This window comes from Streptomyces sp. BV286 (assembly GCF_019090165.1).
Classification (GTDB): domain Bacteria; phylum Actinomycetota; class Actinomycetes; order Streptomycetales; family Streptomycetaceae; genus Streptomyces.
The window spans coordinates 24,934-42,876 of the sequence record NZ_JAHRIB010000148.1 but is presented as its reverse complement, the minus strand read 5'-3'; the positions used below and the strand labels follow the sequence as shown (position 1 = coordinate 42,876).

Annotated in this window: 13 protein-coding genes; 9 read left to right on the top strand and 4 right to left on the bottom strand. The window is 72.0% G+C overall.

Annotation, left to right across the window (positions count from 1 at the left end; genetic code table 11):
* Positions 1-132 precede the first annotated feature (132 nt).
* The 6 genes from iolD (at position 133) to KUF83_RS23990 (ending at position 11,844) form a co-directional block, all read left to right on the top strand.
* A complete protein-coding gene (iolD, locus tag KUF83_RS24015; protein WP_217456898.1) occupies positions 133-2,082 on the top strand; it encodes a 3D-(3,5/4)-trihydroxycyclohexane-1,2-dione acylhydrolase (decyclizing) in 1,950 nt (649 codons plus the stop codon).
* A 14-nt stretch (positions 2,083-2,096) separates the two neighbouring features.
* Positions 2,097-3,599 carry a CoA-acylating methylmalonate-semialdehyde dehydrogenase gene (gene mmsA / locus KUF83_RS24010; RefSeq protein WP_217456897.1) on the top strand — a complete coding sequence of 501 codons (1,503 nt, stop codon included), beginning with the start codon at positions 2,097-2,099 and terminating at the stop codon, positions 3,597-3,599.
* Between the two features lie 270 nt (positions 3,600-3,869).
* Positions 3,870-6,710, top strand: coding sequence for an alpha/beta fold hydrolase (locus KUF83_RS24005; protein WP_217456896.1), 2,841 nt, complete (start codon positions 3,870-3,872; stop codon positions 6,708-6,710).
* Entirely contained in the window at positions 6,707-7,570 is an 864-nt protein-coding gene (locus KUF83_RS24000; protein ID WP_217456895.1) for an ABC transporter permease, read from the top strand. Before KUF83_RS24005 ends, KUF83_RS24000 begins: the two co-directional genes overlap by 4 nt.
* A 202-nt stretch (positions 7,571-7,772) precedes the next feature.
* Positions 7,773-9,554, top strand: a complete 1,782-nt coding sequence (locus KUF83_RS23995; protein WP_217456894.1) for a VWA domain-containing protein — start codon at positions 7,773-7,775, stop codon at positions 9,552-9,554.
* A gap of 331 nt (positions 9,555-9,885) precedes the next feature.
* On the top strand, positions 9,886-11,844 hold the full coding sequence (locus tag KUF83_RS23990; protein WP_217456893.1) for a long-chain fatty acid--CoA ligase: 1,959 nt from the start codon (positions 9,886-9,888) through the stop codon (positions 11,842-11,844).
* 27 nt (positions 11,845-11,871) lie between these two features.
* Here the strand turns inward: KUF83_RS23990 and KUF83_RS23985 are convergent, their stop codons facing one another.
* Both KUF83_RS23985 and KUF83_RS23980 read right to left on the bottom strand, forming a co-directional pair.
* Positions 11,872-12,282: a rodlin gene (locus tag KUF83_RS23985; protein WP_217456891.1), complete on the bottom strand. Its 411-nt coding sequence runs from the start codon at positions 12,280-12,282 to the stop codon at positions 11,872-11,874.
* A 194-nt stretch (positions 12,283-12,476) separates the two neighbouring features.
* The gene (locus KUF83_RS23980; protein ID WP_217456889.1) at positions 12,477-12,890 is read right to left on the bottom strand and encodes a rodlin; all 414 of its coding nucleotides are present in this window, start codon (positions 12,888-12,890) and stop codon (positions 12,477-12,479) included.
* A gap of 252 nt (positions 12,891-13,142) precedes the next feature.
* Between KUF83_RS23980 and KUF83_RS23975 the strand changes: the two genes are divergently transcribed.
* From KUF83_RS23975 to KUF83_RS23965, 3 genes are all read left to right on the top strand, one after another.
* Entirely contained in the window at positions 13,143-13,559 is a 417-nt protein-coding gene (locus KUF83_RS23975) for a rodlin (protein WP_217456887.1), read from the top strand.
* Between the two features lie 281 nt (positions 13,560-13,840).
* Positions 13,841-14,098 carry a chaplin gene (locus KUF83_RS23970; RefSeq protein ID WP_217456885.1) on the top strand — a complete coding sequence of 86 codons (258 nt, stop codon included), beginning with the start codon at positions 13,841-13,843 and terminating at the stop codon, positions 14,096-14,098.
* 103 nt (positions 14,099-14,201) lie between these two features.
* The gene (locus KUF83_RS23965) at positions 14,202-15,275 is read left to right on the top strand and encodes a chaplin (protein WP_254644293.1); all 1,074 of its coding nucleotides are present in this window, start codon (positions 14,202-14,204) and stop codon (positions 15,273-15,275) included.
* 41 nt (positions 15,276-15,316) lie between these two features.
* Here the strand turns inward: KUF83_RS23965 and KUF83_RS23960 are convergent, their stop codons facing one another.
* A complete protein-coding gene (locus KUF83_RS23960) occupies positions 15,317-16,576 on the bottom strand; it encodes an FAD-dependent oxidoreductase (protein WP_217456883.1) in 1,260 nt (419 codons plus the stop codon).
* Positions 16,576-17,841 (bottom strand): ATP-grasp domain-containing protein, encoded by a 1,266-nt coding sequence (locus KUF83_RS23955; protein ID WP_217456880.1) that lies wholly within the window; start codon positions 17,839-17,841, stop codon positions 16,576-16,578. The genes KUF83_RS23960 and KUF83_RS23955 overlap by 1 nt, the downstream gene beginning before the upstream one ends.
* Positions 17,842-17,943 lie beyond the last annotated feature (102 nt).

Here is a 17,943-nt window from a genome sequence, read left to right as displayed (position 1 = left end):
GTCGGGGCCGGCCGCGGCAGGGCGGCCCGGCCGATCGGCGGGCGGGCCGTAGAGACGTTCGGGCCCGCGTAGACGTATGTCGTGGCGGATCTGCTTCCACCCCGGACACGTAGAGAGCGCAGAGGGCTACCGATGACAGAGCCGACGTCAACGACGACAAGGCTGACGGTCGCGCAGGCACTGGTGCGGTTCCTCACCGCCCAGTACTCGGAACGCGACGGAGTGAGGCGCCGCCTGGTCGACGCCACCTGGGGCATCTTCGGGCACGGCAACGTCGCCGGGATCGGCCAGGCACTCCTCGAGTACGGCACGGTGTCCTCCGGCTCCGGGGGAACACCTCCCGGGGGAGGGCCTTCCGGAACCTCGGGCATGCCGTTCCTCCAGGGCCGCAACGAGCAGTCCATGGTGCACGCGGCGGTCGGCTACGCACGCCAGTGCAACCGCCTCTCCGTGCAGGCCGTCACGACCTCCATCGGCCCCGGCGCCACCAACCTGGTCACCGGAGCCGCCCTCGCCACCGTCAACCGCCTGCCGGTGCTGCTCCTGCCCGGCGACGTCTTCGCGACCCGCCCCGCCGACCCGGTCCTCCAGCAGCTCGAAGTCCCGTACGCGGGCGACGTGTCGGTCAACGACTGTCTGCGCCCGGTGTCGAGGTACTTCGACCGGATCACCCGCCCCGAGGCGCTGATCCCGGCCGCCCTCCAGGCGATGCGTGTGCTGACCGACCCGGTCGAGACGGGCGCCGTCACCCTCGCGCTGCCGCAGGACGTGCAGACGGAGGCCTTCGACTGGCCCGAGGAGTTCTTCGCCGAGCGCGTCTGGGCCGTGCGCCGCCCGGCCGCCGACCCGGCGGAACTGGCCGCCGCCGTACGGGCCGTACGGGAGGCCCGGCGCCCCCTGGTCGTCGCGGGCGGCGGCGTCCACCACAGCGAGGCCGAGGACGCGCTCAGGAGGTTCGCCGACCTCACCCGTATCCCGGTCGCCTCCACGCAGGCCGGCAAGGGGTCGCTGAACTGGGACCACCCGGCGGACGTCGGCGGCATCGGTCACACCGGCACGGCGACCGCCTGCGAACTGGCCCGCACCGCCGACCTGGTGATCGGCGTCGGCACCCGCTACACCGACTTCACCACCGCCTCCGGCACCCTCTTCGCCGCCCAGGGCGTCCGCTTCCTGAACGTCAACATCGCGTCCTTCGACGGCCACAAGCTCTCCGGGCAGCCGCTGGTCGCGGACGCCCGCACGGCCCTGGAGGCCCTCACGGAGGCCCTCGCCTCGCGCGGCCACCGCGCCGAACCCGCGTACGTCACCGAGTACACCGACGACAAGGAGCGCTGGGAGTACCGCGTCGACGCCACCTACGAGGCGGAGGACCTGGACATACGGCCCACCCAGCCCCAGGTCCTCGGCCTGCTCGACGAGATCGTCACCGGGGACGACATCCTCATCAACGCCGCCGGCTCACTCCCCGGCGACCTGCATAAACTCTGGCGCACCCGGTCCCGGGACCAGTACCACGTCGAGTACGGCTACTCCTGCATGGGGTACGAGATCCCGGCCGCGATCGGCGTACGGCTCGCCGCGCCCGAGCGCCCCGTGTGGGCGCTGGTCGGTGACGGTACGTACCTGATGATGCCGACGGAGATCGTCACCGCCGTGCAGGAGGGCATCGCGATCAAGGTCGTGATCCTGCAGAACCACGGGTACGCGTCCATCGGCGGCCTCTCCGAGACGGTCGGCGGCGAGCGGTTCGCCACCGCCTACCGCCACCGCTCCGAGGACGGCGCGTACACGGGGCGGCCGCTGCCCGTCGACCTGGCCGCCAACGCCGCCAGCCTCGGCATGCGGGTGCTGCGCGCGAAGACCGTCCGCGACCTGCGGGCCGCCCTCGCCGAGGCACGGGCCGCCGACACTCCCACATGTGTCTACGTGGAGACCGAAACGGCAGACAGAGTGTCGGGCGCGCCCCCGGCCCAGGCCTGGTGGGATGTTCCTGTGGCCGAGACCGCGACCCGGTCGTCGGCGGTCAAGGCACGTGAGCTGTACGAACGGCACGTCTCCACCCGACGCCGCCATCTGTGAAGGAGTTCTTGGTCATGACGAAGATCGTCAACCACTGGATCGGCGGCAAGACCGTCGAAGGCGCGTCGGGTTCGTACGGGCCGGTCACCGACCCCGCGACCGGCGCCGTGACCACGAAGGTCGCCCTGGCGAGCGCCGAGGAGGTCGACGCCGCGGTCGCCGCCGCGAAGGACGCCTACGCGACCTGGGGCACCTCCTCGCTCGCCAAGCGGTCCACGATCCTCTTCAAGTTCCGCGCGCTGCTCGACGCCCACCGCGACGAGATCGCCGAGCTGATCACCGCCGAGCACGGCAAGGTCCACTCGGACGCGCTCGGCGAGGTCGCGCGCGGCCTGGAGATCGTCGACCTGGCGTGCGGGCTCACCGTGCAGCTGAAGGGCGAGCTGTCGACCGAGGTGGCCTCCCGGGTCGACGTGGCCTCGATCCGCCAGCCCCTCGGTGTCGTCGCCGGCATCACGCCGTTCAACTTCCCGGCGATGGTGCCGATGTGGATGTTCCCGCTGGCCGTCGCGTGCGGCAACACGTTCGTGCTCAAGCCGAGCGAGAAGGACCCGTCGGCCGCCCTCAGGCTCGCCGAGCTCCTCGCGGAGGCAGGCCTGCCGGACGGCGTCCTCAACGTCGTCAACGGCGACAAGGTGGCCGTCGACCGCCTCCTGGAGCACCCGGACGTCAAGGCGGTGTCCTTCGTCGGCTCGACCCCGATCGCCCGCCACATCCACACCACCGCCTCCGCCAACGGCAAGCGCGTGCAGGCCCTCGGCGGCGCCAAGAACCACATGCTGGTCCTCCCGGACGCCGACCTGGACGCGGCGGCGGACGCGGCCGTCTCCGCGGCCTACGGCTCGGCCGGCGAGCGCTGCATGGCCATCTCGGCCGTCGTCGCGGTCGGTGCGATCGGTGACGAGCTGGTCGAGAAGATCCGCGAGCGCGCCGAGAAGATCAAGATCGGTCCGGGCAACGACCCGGCATCCGAGATGGGCCCGCTGATCACCGCGGCCCACCGCGACAAGGTCGCCTCGTACGTGACGGGCGCGGCCGCCCAGGGCTCCGAGGTCGTCCTCGACGGCACCGGTCACACCGTCGAGGGCTTCGAGGACGGCCACTGGATCGGGCTCTCGCTGCTCGACCGCGTGCCGACGGACTCGGACGCGTACAAGGACGAGATCTTCGGTCCGGTGCTGTGCGTGCTGCGCGTCGACACGTACGACGAGGGGGTGGCCCTCATCAACGCCTCGCCCTTCGGCAACGGCACCGCGATCTTCACCCGGGACGGCGGCGCCGCCCGCCGCTTCCAACTGGAGATCGAGGCGGGCATGGTCGGCGTGAACGTGCCGATCCCCGTCCCGGTGGGCTACCACTCCTTCGGTGGCTGGAAGGACTCCCTCTTCGGGGACCACCACATCTACGGCAACGACGGCACGCACTTCTACACCCGCGGCAAGGTCGTCACGACCCGCTGGCCGGACCCCGCCGACGCCCCGGCGGGCGTGGACCTCGGGTTCCCGCGCAACCACTGAGCACCCTCGCGTGGCGTCGGGCCGTCCGGATCCCGGGCGGCCCGACGCTCTTCCCGACGTCCGCGCCCCGGCGGGCGCGCGGAGAGGCACCAGGGGAACCGAGGGGCGCGCCACGACGGGCCCGCACAGGGCACCGGTGGAGGCGCCCGAACTCTCCTGCCGCGTACCGCGCCCGCGGTACGCGGCAGGGTACCCGTAGTCCTCTGGGATGCCCCCGGGATCCGCCGGACGGCTGCACCGGTTGTCCGTGGCGGCCCGTACCGTTGGGGCATGGATCTTCGAATGCCCGCACTACGACGAGGGCCGCGACGGTGGATCGCCGCCGCGGCCGTCGTCGTGGTGCTCGCCGGCGCCGGGACGTGGACCGCGGCCGCCTCCGACGAGGCACCCGCGGTGCACCGCACCGACCGGGTTCTCCCCACGGCCGACGGGGTGAGAATCGACACGTCGTACTTCACCGCCGGACCTTCGGGCCGACGGCCGGCCGTCCTGCTGACGCACGGCTTCGGCGGCAGCAAGAAGGACGTACGGGCCCAGGCGGAGGACCTCGCCCGCGACGGGTACGCGGTACTGACGTGGTCGTCGCGCAGCTTCGGCAGGTCCACGGGCAAGATCGGGCTGAACGACCCGAAGGGCGAGGTCGCCGACGTCTCCCGCCTGATCGACTGGCTCGCCGAGCGCCCCGAGGTCGAGCTCGACAAGAGCGGAGACCCCCGGGTCGGCGTCACCGGCGCCTCGTACGGCGGCGCGGTCTCGCTGCTCGCGGCCGGTCACGACCAGCGGGTGGACGCCGTCGCCCCGTCGATCACGTACTGGAACCTCGCGGACGCGCTGTTCCCGAACGGCGTCTTCAAGAAGCTCTGGGCCGGGATGTTCATCAACTCCGGCGGTGGGTGCGACACGTTCGAGAAGCAGCTGTGCGAGATGTACGAGCGGGTCGCCGAGTCCGGGAAGCCGGATGCCGAGGCCGTGAAGCTGCTGGAGGAGCGCAGCCCCTCCGCCGTCGGCGACCGCATCAAGGTGCCCACACTCATCATGCAGGGCCAGACCGACTCCCTCTTCCCGCTCGGCCAGGCCGACGCGATCGCCAAGGCCGTCAGGGCCAACGGCGCCCCGGTGGACGTCGACTGGATCGCCGGCGGGCACGACGGCGGCGACATGGAGACGGACCGCGTACAGGCGCGCGTGGCCTCCTGGTTCGACCGCTACCTGAAGGACGACAAGAACGCCGACACGGGACCCGCGTTCCGGGTCACGCGCACCGGAGGCATCGACTCGACCGACGGCGCCGCCCAGTTGAGGGGCGCGAGCGGGGACACCTACCCCGGGCTGTCGAGCGGCGACCGGCGGGTGGCGCTGAGCGGGCGTGAGCAGGAGTTCTCCAACCCCGCGGGCGCCAGCCCGCCCGGCGTCTCGGCCCTCCCCGGGCTCGGCAGTTCCGGCGGCCTCTCCCAGCTGTCCTCGCTCGGCGTCGGCGTGTCGCTCGACTTCCCCGGCCAGTTCGCGCGGTTCGAGTCGAAGGCCGTGACCGGGGACCTGCGGATCACCGGCTCGCCCACCGTCACGGTGAACGTGAAGTCGACGACCGGCGAGGCCGTGCTCTTCGCCAAGGTGTACGACGTCGGTCCCGGCGGCAGGCAGCAGGTCCTGCCGTCCCAGCTGGTCACCCCGGTCCGGATCGCGACCGGCGAGAGCGGCAAGGACGTCCGGCTCACCCTGCCCGCCATCGACCACGAGGTGCAGGAGGGCCACCGGCTGCGTCTGGTCCTCGCCTCGACCGACCTCGGCTACGCGTCGCCGACGGCACCGGCCGAGTACACGGTCTCCCTGAAGAGCGACCTCGCCGTGCCGACCGCGCCCGGTGTGACGACCGGGGCCGCGTCCCTGCCCGCCTGGGTGTGGTGGCTGCCGCTCTCCGGCGCGCTGCTCGCCCTGGCCCTGCTGGTGACGGGCCGCCGCCGGACCACCGCGGTCCCGCCCGATGAGGCGCTCGCCGAAGTCCCCCTCCAGATCACGGACCTGAGCAAGCGGTACGCGAAGTCGGCGGACCGGTACGCGGTACGGGACCTGTCGTTCCGGGTGGAGAAGGGCCAGGTGCTCGGCCTGCTCGGGCCGAACGGCGCGGGCAAGACCACCACGCTGCGCATGCTCATGGGCCTCATCAAGCCCGACGCCGGCGAGATCCGCGTCTTCGGGCACGCGATCAGGCCTGGCGCCCCCGTCCTGTCCCGGGTCGGCGCGTTCGTGGAGGGCGCGGGCTTCCTCCCGCACCTCTCCGGCCGCGAGAACCTGGAGCTGTACTGGCAGGCCACCGGGCGTCCCTCCGAGGACGCCCACCTGGACGAGGCACTGGAGATCGCGGGCCTGGGTGACGCGCTGTCCCGCGCGGTCCGCACGTACTCCCAGGGCATGCGGCAGCGCCTCGCCATCGCCCAGGCCATGCTCGGCCTCCCGGACCTGCTGATCCTCGACGAGCCGACGAACGGCCTCGACCCGCCACAGATCCGTGAGATGCGCGAGGTCATGATCCGTTACGCGGAGGCGGGCCGCACGGTCATCGTGTCCAGCCACCTCCTCGCCGAGGTCGAGCAGACCTGTACGCACCTGGTCGTCATGGACCGGGGCCGGCTGGTCCAGGCGGGCCCGGTCAGCGAGATCGTCGGCTCCGGCGACACCCTCCTCGTGGGCCTCGCGGCCGACATCGCGGACCCGCTGGTGGAGAAGGTGGCGGCACTGCCCGGCGTCGAGTCGGCGGTGCGGACGGACGACGGACTGCTGATACGGCTGACGGCGCGGGATGCCGCGGCGGCCGGCTCCGACGGCCCCGCCGCCGCTGCCGCCGAGGGCACGCGCGCCGAGACGGGTGTGGGCGACGGCCCCGACGGGTCCGGCGGACGGGCCGCCGTCGGTGTGCTCACCGCGACCGCGACCGCGACCGCGCCCGTGTCCGGCCCGGTGGACGAGGCGGACCCCGCAGCGGTCACCGACGGCTCCGCGGCAGCCGCCCGGCTGCTCGTCGAGCTGGTCCGGCTCGAAGTGCCGGTGGCCTCCCTCGGTCCCCATCGTCGCCTGGAGGACGCGTTCCTGACCCTGATCGGAGGCTCCGCGTGAGCACACTTGTCGAGCGTGCCGAAGTGGCGGACGGCTACCGGGCCGGGCGGACACTGCCGCTGCGGGTCGAGCTGATGCGCCAGTTGAAGCGGCGCCGAACGCTGGTCATGGGGGCGGTCCTCGCCGCCCTGCCCTTCGTCCTGGCCGTGGCGTTCGCCATCGGCGGCCAGCCGGACGGGCGCGAGGGCCGGGTCACCCTCATGGACACGGCCACGGCGTCGGGCGCCAACTTCGCCGCGACGAACCTCTTCGTCTCCGCGGGCTTCCTGCTGGTCATCCCCGTGGCGCTGTTCTGCGGCGACACCATCGCCTCGGAGGCGAGCTGGTCGTCCCTGCGCTACCTCCTCGCCGCCCCGGTGCCGAGGGCCCGGCTCCTGTGGTCGAAGCTCGTGGTCGCGCTCGGCCTCAGCCTCGCCGCGATGGTGCTGCTGCCGGTCGTCGCTCTGGTGGTGGGCTCGGTCGCGTACGGCTGGGGCCCGCTGGAGATCCCCACCGGCGGCGCCCTGTCCGCGGGCACCGCGGCGCAGCGTCTGGTGGTCGTGATCGCGTTCATCTTCGCGTCCCAACTGGTCACCGCGGGCCTCGCGTTCTGGCTGTCGACGAAGACCGACGCGCCGCTGGGCGCGGTGGGAGGCGCGGTCGGCCTGACCATCGTGGGGAACGTGCTGGACGCGGTCACCGCCCTCGGCGACTGGCGCCACTTCCTGCCCGCGCACTGGCAGTTCGCCTGGGCCGACGCCGTTCAGCCCCGCCCCGAGTGGGGCGGGATGATCCAGGGCACGGCGGTCTCCCTGACGTACGCGGTGGTGCTGTTCGCCCTGGCCTTCCGCGGTTTCGCCCGCAAGGACATCGTGTCCTAGACCCCGTCCCGGGCAGGCCCGGCACCACCGGTGTGGATCCTCCGGACACCTTCAGGTCTCCGGAGGATCACCCACCGGTCTCGAGGGCCGCCCACCGTGGCCGCATCGAGATTCATCCGCAACACCTTGGGCCGCTCCTTCCGGCCGCCTCCGCCGTCACAGTCACATACGACGGCTCACAGAGGGCACCGAGGGGACGCACATGAGGCGCACCGAACGGCACCAGGAACAGCGGCCGCACACCCGGGGACGGCGGCGGCGCGCACGCGGCGCGCTCGTGGCCGTGAGCGTCACCGCCGGACTCCTGCTCACCGCGTGCAGCGGCGGGAACAACGACAGTTCGCGGGACCACGGAGGCACCGAGGCGCGCGAGAAGGACGGCTTCCCGGCCCCGGCCCCCGCCCTGCCGACCGCGGGCGGCGACGAGGGCGAGAAGGGCGAGTTCCGCGAGAGCGCGCCCCCGGCGGACTACCTCTCCACCTTCGCCCTGGACGTCGACACAGCCTCGTACGGCTACGCGCGCCGCACCCTGGAGGACGGCCGGCGGCCCGCCCCGTCGACGATCCGCCCCGAGGAGTTCATCAACAGCCTCCGCCAGAACTACGAGCGCCCCGAGGGCAACGGCTTCACGGTCACGATGGACGGCGCCCGCCCGAACACCACCCGGGACCCCGTGTACGACCCGAACAACCCGAAACCCAGGGAAGACACGGACGACCCGTACGAAGGCAACGCGTACGAAGGCAACGCGTACGAAGAGAACGCGTACGAAGACGACCCGTACAAGGACAACCCGTACAACGACGACCCGTACAACAACGACGACGCGTACGACACCTTCGGCGAGAACAGCCAGGACTGGCGGCTCGTCAGGGTCGGCCTCGCCACCCGTGAGCCCCAGGACAGCGGCGAACGCCCGCCCGCCGCCCTCACCTTCGTCATCGACGTCTCCGGTTCCATGGCCGAACCGGGCCGGCTCGACCTGGTCAAGGACTCCCTGGGCGTGATGACGGACCGGCTGCGCGACGACGACGCGGTCGCGCTCGTCACCTTCAGTGACGAGGCGGAGACCATCCTGCCGATGACCCGCCTGGGCGACCGCCGCGACCGCGTCCACGACGCGATCGACACCCTGGAGCCCACCCTGTCGACGAACCTCGGCGCGGGCGTCAGCACGGGTTACCGCACGGCGGTGGACGGCCTGCGCGAGGGCGCCACCAACCGGGTCGTCCTGCTCTCCGACGCCCTCGCCAACGACGGCGAGACGGACGCCGACGCCATCCTCGACCGCATCGCGGACGCCCGCCGCAAGCACGGCATCACCCTCTTCGGGGTCGGCGTGGGCAGCGACTACGGCGACGCCCTCATGGAGCGCCTCGCAGACAAGGGCGACGGCCACACCACGTACGTGTCGAGCACGGAGGAGGCCCGTACGGTCTTCTGCGACGAGCTTCCCCGGAACATCGACCTCACGGCCCGGGACGCCAAGGCGCAGGTCGCCTTCGACCCGCGGACCGTCGAGCAGTTCCGGCTCATCGGCTACGACAACCGTCAGGTCGCCGACGAGGACTTCCGCGACGACCGCGTGGACGGCGGCGAGGTGGGGCCCGGCCACACCGTGACGGCTCTGTACGCGGTGCGCACCAAGCCCGGCGCGACCGGGCATGTCGCCACGGCGACCGTGCGGTGGCTCGACCCGAGGACCCGTGTCCCGTACGAGGAGACGGGCCAGGTCGAGGCCGAGTCGCTCGACCGGCCCCTGTGGAGCACGGGGACCGCGCGGAGCGGCCTCCAGGCCACGGTCGTCGCCGCGTACTTCGCCGACGTGCTGCGCTCCGTCGACGGCCGGCCGAACGCCCTGCCCGGCACACCGCCCCTACGCGACCTGGCCCGACGCGCGGACAGGCTGGCCACCACCACAGACTCCAGGACAACCCGCCAACTGGCCGAATCCATCAACCAGGCAACAACGATCACCAACTGACCCCGGCCCCCCAGGCCCGCCCGTCAGGGGCGCGGGGAACGGCGCGCTCAACCCCCACGCACCCGCACAGAACAGCCGACCCCGCCCGGGGCGCCCCTGATAGGGGCGCGGGGAACTGCGCGACCAGCCCCCACGCACCCGCACACGACAGCCAACTCCAGCCGCCCCCACCCAACAGGCCCGCGGGGAACGGCGCGACCAACGCCACAGGTGGGCCGAACGGCGGCGGGGCCAAATTCCCCGAGCCTGTTGAAATTCCCCTACGCATGAGTAAGTTGACTCTGAAGTAAGTAGGCGTCACCCTCAACGCGAGCCGCCACCGGGAGCCTTCATGGGCATGCGCAAGGACCTCAAACAGGCGAAGAAACGCACCGACCTGGCCGACCGCGCCCAGGTCGAGGTCACCAGGGACGACCGAGGAGTGGTCCGCGAGGCACGTATGCCCGCCCTCGCACCGAGGCCCACCACGGGCAGCACCGCCGACCTGCCCTTCACCAACGCGGCCGAGGCCCCCGACGCCGTGGTCGTCCGCCGCCGTGAGCGCGGCGCCTGGCAGCCGGTGACCGCCGCCGCCTTCGCCCGCGAAGTCACCGCTGTCGCCAAGGGACTGATCGCGGCGGGCCTCGAACCGGGCGGCCGCGTCGCGGTCATGTCCCGCACCCGCTACGAGTGGACGCTGCTCGACTTCGCGATCTGGGCAGCGGGCGGACTGTCCGTCCCCGTCTATCCCACGTCCTCGCCAGACCAGATCGAGTGGATCGTCCGCGACTCCGCCGCCCGTTTCGTCGTGGTGGAGACCGCGGAGAACGCGGCGGCGGTCACGAAGGGCACAGCCGGCCACTCCGAACGCCCCCGCATCTGGCAGCTCGACGGCGGGGCCGTCCCCGAACTGACCGCCCTGGGGCGCGACATCGCAGACGAGGAGGTCACCGAGCGCCGCGGCGCCCTGACCCCCGACACCGTCGCGACGATCTGCTACACCTCCGGCACCACCGGCAAGCCCAAGGGCTGCGTCGTCACCCACGCCAACCTGCACGCCGAGGCCGCGAACACCGTCGAGCTCCTCCACCCCATCTTCAAGGAGGTCACCGGCCAGCTCGCCTCGACCCTCCTCTTCCTGCCCCTCGCCCACATCCTGGGCCGCACCCTCCAGATCTCCTGTCTGATGGCCCGTATCGAACTGGGCCACTTCCCGAGCATCAAGCCCGACGAACTCCGCCCGGCGCTCAGGGAGTTCCGGCCGACCTTCCTGGTCGGCGTGCCCTACCTCTTCGAGAAGATCCACGGCACCGGCCGCGCCACCGCCGAGCGGATGGGCCGCGGCGCCTCCTTCGACCGTGCCCACCGCGTCGGTGTCCGCTTCGCGGAGCGCCACCTCGACAGGTTCCTGGACCGCGGCAAGGGCCCCGGCCCCGGTCTCCTCGCCGCCTGGGCCCTGTACGACCTGCTGGTCTACCGCCGCATACGCAAGGAGATCGGCGGCCGCACCCGCTACGCCATCAGCGGCGGCTCCCCGCTCGACCGCGACCTCAGCCTCTTCTTCTACGCCGCCGGAATCATCGTCTACGAGGGCTACGGCCTCACCGAGACCACCGCGGCCGCGACGATCGTCCCGCCCCTGCGGCCCCGCCCCGGCACGGTCGGCCTCCCCGTGCCGGGCACCGCCGTCCGTATCGCCGACGACGGCGAGGTGCTCATCAAGGGCGGCATCGTCTTCGGCGCGTACTGGAACGACCCGGCCGCCACGGACGCCGTCCTGACCGACGAGTGGTTCGCGACCGGCGACCTGGGCTCCCTCGACGAGGACGGCTACCTCACCATCACCGGCCGGAAGAAGGACATCCTCGTCACCTCGGGCGGCAAGAACGTCTCCCCGTCCGTCCTGGAGGACCGCCTGCGCAGCAGGCCCCCGGTCGGCCAGTGCGTCGTCGTCGGCGACAACCGCCCCTACATCGCCGCCCTGATCACCCTGGACCGGGAGGACCTCACCCACTGGCTGTACGTCCGCGGGATGCCGGCCGACACCCCGCTGTCCGACCTCGTCCACGACCCGCGGATGCGCGCCGACGTCCAGAAGGTCGTGGACTACGCGAACCAGGCCGTGTCCCGCGCCGAGTCGATCCGCGAGTTCGCCCTGGTGGAGGGTGAGTTCACCGAGGACAACGGCATGCTCACCCCGTCCCTGAAGGTCAAGCGCCACGCGGTGACCGCGGCGTACGAGCGGGACATCCGGGAGCTGTACGCGGATTCGGCGCGGACACGGGAACAGCGGGCCACCCACGAGGGGTGACCCGCTGTCCGCGGAGACGGTGAACGATCAGCTGTTGCTGGCGCCGTTGCCCGAGAGCACCGGGATGTTGTCCAGGATGTGCGACAGGGGCTCGTCGCCCTTGGCCTGCGTGGAGTTCTCGGTGCACTGCTGGTTCTGCGGGGCCGACAGGATCGGCACGTCCTGCAGGACGGTGACCGGCACGACGCCGACGAGCGAGGCCAGGTTGGCCTTGACCGGCAGGCCCACACACGGCTTGTTCAGCGAGCCCTGCACGAGGGAGAGCTGGGGGCTCATCTTGCCGTGCGTGGCCTGGTTGCCGTACTTCTGGACGGAGCCGTTGCCGTTGGCGGTGGTGACGCCGTCGTCGTTGCCGATGGCCAGCGCCTGGGGCGCGGCGGCGGCCGACAGACCGGCGACAGAGGCGGCAATGGCCGCGGTCGCCATCAGCTTCTTCATGTTCGTTCCCTTTCGGAGAGTGGCCCCCAACGGAGCCGCATATTCATCAACAGAGCGGTGGACGGTGCGGTTGCGGGGTTTGCCCCGATTGGCCCACAGGCTTTCCTCGGGACCGGAGCTGACGCGCCGCCGTCGACGTGACAGGGGCAGCGGGCCGCCGGGAAGGCCGGCGGCCCGCTGGGTGGTACGGCAGATCAGCTGCCGCTGGCACCGTTGCCCGAGAGCACCGGGATGTTGCTGAGGATGTGCGAGAGGGGCTCGTCGCCCTTGGCCTGCGTGGAGTTCTCGGTGCACTGCTGGTTCTGCGGGGCCGACAGGATCGGCACGTCCTGGGCGACCGTGACGGGCACCAGGCCGACGAGCGAGGCCAGGTTGGCCTTGGCCGGCAGGCCGATGCAGGGCTTGTTCAGCGAGCCCTGGATGAGCGCCATCTGCGGGCTCATGTTGCCGTACGTCGCCTGGTTGCCGTAGATCTGCGCGGCGTGGTTGCCATTGGCGGTGGTGACGCCACCGTCGTTGCCGATCGCCATCGCCTGGGGCGCGGCGGCAGCCGAAACACCGGCGACGGAAGCGGCGACCGCCGCGGCAGCCATAACCTTCTTGATCACTTGCTGGTCCCTTCTGGAGTAACCCCGTCCACCGGAGCGACCTGGACAACTGCGCCCGGCCCGCATAGTTGCTCCGATTCACTCCGATGGCCCATTTGAGGATCCCGTTTGTACGACACATGCGCGCGAGGGTTTCCGTTAATCGCGGATCGCCGAACGGGCCAACCGGGTGACATCTCGAAACCAATCGTGGCGCCTGTGGTTGATGCGGGAGCAGGAACACGCGTGTCTGCCAGGAAAGGAACCGGATAAATGCTCAAGAAGGCAATGGCCACGGCGGCGGTCGCCGCTTCTGTCGTCGGCGTCTCGGCGGCGGCAGCCCCCCAGGCGCTTGCCATCGGCAACGACGAGGGCGTCACCACCGCCAACGGCAACCACGCCGAGCAGGTGTACGGCAATGCCAAGACCCACGGCGACATGAGCCCCCAGGGTCAGCTCGTGCAGGGCTCGCTCAACAAGCTCTGTGTCGGCCTGCCTGCCAAGGTCAACGCCGCTTCGCTCGTGGGCATCCTGGTGCCGGTCACCGTTCTGCAGGACGTGCCGGTCCTGTCGGCCCCGCAGAACCAGCAGTGCGCCGAGAACTCCACGCAGGCCAAGGGCGACGAGCCGATCTCGCACATCCTGGACAACATCCCGGTGCTCTCGGGCAACGGCGCCAGCGGCAGCTGACCGACCGTCGCAAAGAACGCCCGGGTCACCCCGCCGCCGTGCGCGGCGGGGTGACCCGGGCTGTTTGACACTATTTTCTGCTTTGCTTCTCTGCTGTTTCTTCTTTCCATATCGCGCCGGGGGTGTCCGGGGCCGTCGATTGCGCGCCGGGCGTTCGGGTGAATTAACGGAGAGCCGCACTTTCTGTAGTTTCTTCGACCGCCTTCTCCTCGTTCTACAGCCCGCAGGTCATGGTGCGAGCCGTTCAGGGTGGGCTCGTCCGGTTTCGACCGTCACAGGGCATGACCGCAGAGAAAGGGAAGTACGTGAAGCACAAGAAGAGTGCCGTCGTCATCGCCGGCGCGATCATGGCCATGGGCATGGCCGCCCCGGCCTTCGCCGACGCCGAGGCCGAGGGTGCGGCCGTGGGCTCGCCCGGTGTCCTCTCCGGCAACGTGATCCAGGTTCCCGTCCACATCCCCGTCAACGTGTGCGGCAACTCGATCAACGTGATCGGCCTGCTGAACCCGGCGTTCGGCAACGAGTGCGTCAACGACTGACGTCGTAACGCACCAGCCGACCGGCTGCGTCACGCCGGCCTTGGACCGCCTTCCGGTGCCAAGGCCGGCTTTCCCACTTCTACGAGCAGAGAAGACAACGAGATTGCGACAGACCCTGAGCAAGGGAATGGTCGCGGCCGCTGCCGCGACGAGCATCTTGTCCCTGTACGGCTCCCAGGCGTTCGCCGACACGAACGCGAACGGGGTCGCAGCGGACTCGCCCGGCGTGCTGTCCGGCAACAACGTGCAGGCACCGGTGAGCGTCCCGGTGAACGCGTGCGGCAACTCCGCGAACGTGGCAGCCGGCCTCAACCCGTCGTTCGGCAACTCCTGCGCCACCCCTTCGGGCAAGCACAGGAAGCCTGACGCGCCCCGCCACGCAGCCCCGGCCAGCCACGGCTCGGACCAAGGACACGGATCGGACCACGGGTACGGCTCGGGCCACGGCGGTGGCTCGGGCCACGGGTACGGCTCGGACCGTGGATACGGCTCGGACCACGGTGGCGGCTCGGGTCACCACGGATCCGGTCACCACGGTGGGCCGGGGCGCCACGGTGGCGGCTCCTCCACGCACGGCGCCACCCACGGGTCGCCCGGCGTCGGCTCGGGCAACAACGCCGAGGTGCCGGTGGACGTGCCGGTGAACGCGTGCGGGAACACCGCCGACGCGGTCGCCCTGCTGAACCCGTCGTTCGGCAACAAGTGCGGGCACCACGGCGGCAACGGCAATGGCCACGGCCACGGCGGTGGTCCCGGACATGGCCACGGCGGTGGCGACGGACATGGCCACGGCGGTGGCCACGGCTACGGCGGTGGCGACGACGGTGGGCCGAAGGGGTACGGCGACGATGGCGGGCCGAAGGGCTACGGCGACGACGACACTCCGCCGACCAAGCCCCCGACCACGCCGCCCACGAAGCCGCCGACCACCACACCGCCGACGGTGCCCCCCACCACGGTGCCCCCGACGACGGTCCCGCCCACCACGGGTCCGCCCGTCACCGGTCCGCCCGTGACGACGCCTCCGTCCACGACCCCTCCGGGGCCGGGGACCAGGCCGGAACTGCCGCGCACCGGCAGCGAGGGGCTGCTCGCGGCTTCGGCCGCCGGTGCGGGCCTGCTGCTCGGCGGAGCGGTCCTGTACCGACGAGGCCGGGCCGCGTCCCGTCGGTGGTGACGCGCCGGGTGCCGGACGCCACGCGCCCGGCACCCGCGCCGTCAGCGACCCGCCGCCCCCAGCACCCCGCGCCGCTCCCGCGCGCCGGGCACGGGCAGCCGGGCAGGCCCCGTACGGAGCCGGCGCCGCACTCCTCGTACGAGGGTCCGGGCCGTGAACGAGGCGCCGTGCACGAAACGCATGGCCGGGCCGAAACCGGCTGCCGTGACCAGGCCCGCCATGAAGAGGCCCGGCCAGGACGACTCGAACTCCCGCCCCACGTGAGGGGATCCGTCGGGTGACGCGGCCAGACCCTCGCGTACGTCCTCCGTCAGCAGTCCCAGGCGCTCCCGGGTCGCCCTGAACCCCGTGGCGGCGATGACGTGTTCGGTGTCGAGGGACGTCAACTGACCCGCACTGCCCAGCATTTCGAGGCGCACGCCGCCCCGGGACGCGTACGCCGCCGCGACCTCGTGGCCCAGCAGCAGGTCGACGGACCGCTCGACCCGGTCGCGGATCCACCAGGCGCCCGCGGGGCCCAGGGCGGTGGCGGCGATCCGGGCGCGGGTGGGTTCCGGGAGACGGCGGAAGGCCCCGGGGCGTTCCGCGTAGAGCCAGTTGCGCCAGCCGCAGCCCAGCCCGGTGTGCGGGGCGCGGGCCGATTGCCACCAGGGGCGCTCCCAGGGAGGCGGCACGTCGTTCCAGGCGAGCCCGGGGGACCGGACCACGACCCTCACGCGGGTGCCCTGTTCGGCGAGCAGGGCCGCCGTCTCCAGGGCTGCCTGGCCGCCGCCGACGACGGTGACGTCCTTGCCGAGGAAGCGGTCCAGGTCACCGTGGTCGCTGCTGTGGGAGACGTACTCGGGTCCCAACTCCCGGAAGGCAACGGGTACTTCGGTGAAGGGCAGGACACCGACCGCCAGCGCGACCGTCCTCGCGCGGACGGTCGCGCCGTCCGCGGTGACCGCCTCGAAGCCGCCCAGGCAGGGCCGGACCAGCGTGATCGTGCGCTCGTCCACCTCCGGGACCGCATGCTGCGCGAACCACAGTCCGTACGAGGCGAACACGTCGACCGGAATGGGCTCACCGTGCCGCGCCTGCGTGCCCTGCTCCGCGCAGTAGGCGGCCAGGCGCAGGCGGCCCTCCGGGTCCGAGAGGTCCGACGCCCATGGCTCGGACTTGAGGAACATGCCGCGGGGCATGTGGTCCCGCCAGGACGCCATGGGCCGGCCGAACACGCGCAGGCTCAGGCCGGCCGCGGCGGCGTGGGAGGCGATGGACAGGCCGTAGGGGCCGGCCCCCACCACCAGCAGGTCGTACATCAGCGGCTGTTCGCTTTCTCGTCGTCGGACAGGGGGTTCGTGTCGTGGCGTGTCGTCTGCCGTACGACACGCGTGCCGTACGCCGGTGCGGAGGCCGCCCCGCGGACGCGGTCCAGCAGGCGCCGGGCCGCGTGGCGGGACCACAGCGCCCACAGGGCGGCGCCGGGCGCGAGGTCGTCCCGGGCGTGCCAGGCCCGCTCGGCCCCGCCCCGGAAGGCGGCCGTGAGCGGCGCGTAGTTCTCCACCACGAAGGTCCGGCCCGGCAGCGGGACGGGTGCCGGCCGCGGACGGTGGGTCAGGTCCAGGTGCAGGGCCCGCACCACGTCGAGCCCCGCGCCGTCGGCGAACAGCCGGAACTGCGCGCCGGGCCGCGGATTGAAGTCGAGCAGGTGGTACGCGCCGGTCGAGCCGTCGCGGCGGAAGTCCAGGTCGAAGATGCCGCGGTAGCCGAGCGCCGAGGTCAGCCGTTCGGCCAGGGACTGCACGGCCGGGTTCGGCGTCCAGCGGCCGACGGCGGTCAGGCCCGCGGCGCGTGGCCAGGCACGCTGCTTGCGGCCCGGCCCGCCGCCGCACACCGTCCCGGACCGGTCCACGTACCCGTGGAAGAACCAGTCCCGGTCCGGCCCCGGCGGCAGGAACGCCTGGAGCAGCAGCCTGCTGCCCGCCTCCTCGGCCCGCCGGCACAGGGCCTGCGCCTCCTGCGCGGAGCGCAGCACCGCCGTGCTGCGCAGGCCCGAACCGGCGGGCAGCAGCCAGGGGCGGCTCCACTTCGCCACCACCGGCAGCCCGAGCCGCCGGGCAGCCGCGGCCGCCTGCGCGGGACCGTCCACCACCAGCGTCGGTGGGTGCGGGACGCCCGCGGACGCGCACACGGCGGCCAGTTCGGCCTTGTCCGCGACCCGCTCCGGGAGGCCTCGGGGAGCGGGGGGCAGCAGATAGCGGGGCGCGAGTCGGTCCCGCATCCGGTCCACCGCGACGGCGCTCGCGTCATCCATTGGGATCAGCACGGCGGGACGGGCCACCCGCGCGGCCACTCGGCGCAACACCAGGGCGATGTCGGCGGCCGTGGCGTCGGCGGCGGGCGGCGGATGCATCCGGCACACGAATCGGGATCCGCGCACCGGACTTCCGGCGGAGTCGGCGACCAGGTGCACGTCGATTCCGGCCCGGCCGAGGGAACGTACGGCTCCGAGCGTGCCGTGGTGAAAGGGATTCCGGTCGATCCGCAGAAGTACGGCGGGAACGCGGATGTCGAAGGGCGGCATGGGCATATTTCCTTGAGGTCTCTTCGGATTTCTCACCCGTGCGGGTGATGGGGCATTTCTCCGGCGCTCGGCCTCGGTTGGCGCAATTCACATTTATGTGAC

Coding starts and splice junctions, on each gene's coding strand:
- KUF83_RS23960 (WP_217456883.1), bottom strand. CDS start 16,576: ATGTACGACCTGCTGGTGGTGGGGGCCGGCCCCTACGGCCTGTCCATC.
- KUF83_RS24005 (WP_217456896.1), top strand. CDS start 3,870: ATGGATCTTCGAATGCCCGCACTACGACGAGGGCCGCGACGGTGGATC.
- KUF83_RS23995 (WP_217456894.1), top strand. CDS start 7,773: ATGAGGCGCACCGAACGGCACCAGGAACAGCGGCCGCACACCCGGGGA.
- KUF83_RS23975 (WP_217456887.1), top strand. CDS start 13,143: ATGCTCAAGAAGGCAATGGCCACGGCGGCGGTCGCCGCTTCTGTCGTC.
- iolD (WP_217456898.1), top strand. CDS start 133: ATGACAGAGCCGACGTCAACGACGACAAGGCTGACGGTCGCGCAGGCA.
- KUF83_RS23990 (WP_217456893.1), top strand. CDS start 9,886: ATGGGCATGCGCAAGGACCTCAAACAGGCGAAGAAACGCACCGACCTG.
- KUF83_RS23955 (WP_217456880.1), bottom strand. CDS start 17,841: ATGCCGCCCTTCGACATCCGCGTTCCCGCCGTACTTCTGCGGATCGAC.
- mmsA (WP_217456897.1), top strand. CDS start 2,097: ATGACGAAGATCGTCAACCACTGGATCGGCGGCAAGACCGTCGAAGGC.
- KUF83_RS23970 (WP_217456885.1), top strand. CDS start 13,841: ATGACCGCAGAGAAAGGGAAGTACGTGAAGCACAAGAAGAGTGCCGTC.
- KUF83_RS23985 (WP_217456891.1), bottom strand. CDS start 12,282: ATGAAGAAGCTGATGGCGACCGCGGCCATTGCCGCCTCTGTCGCCGGT.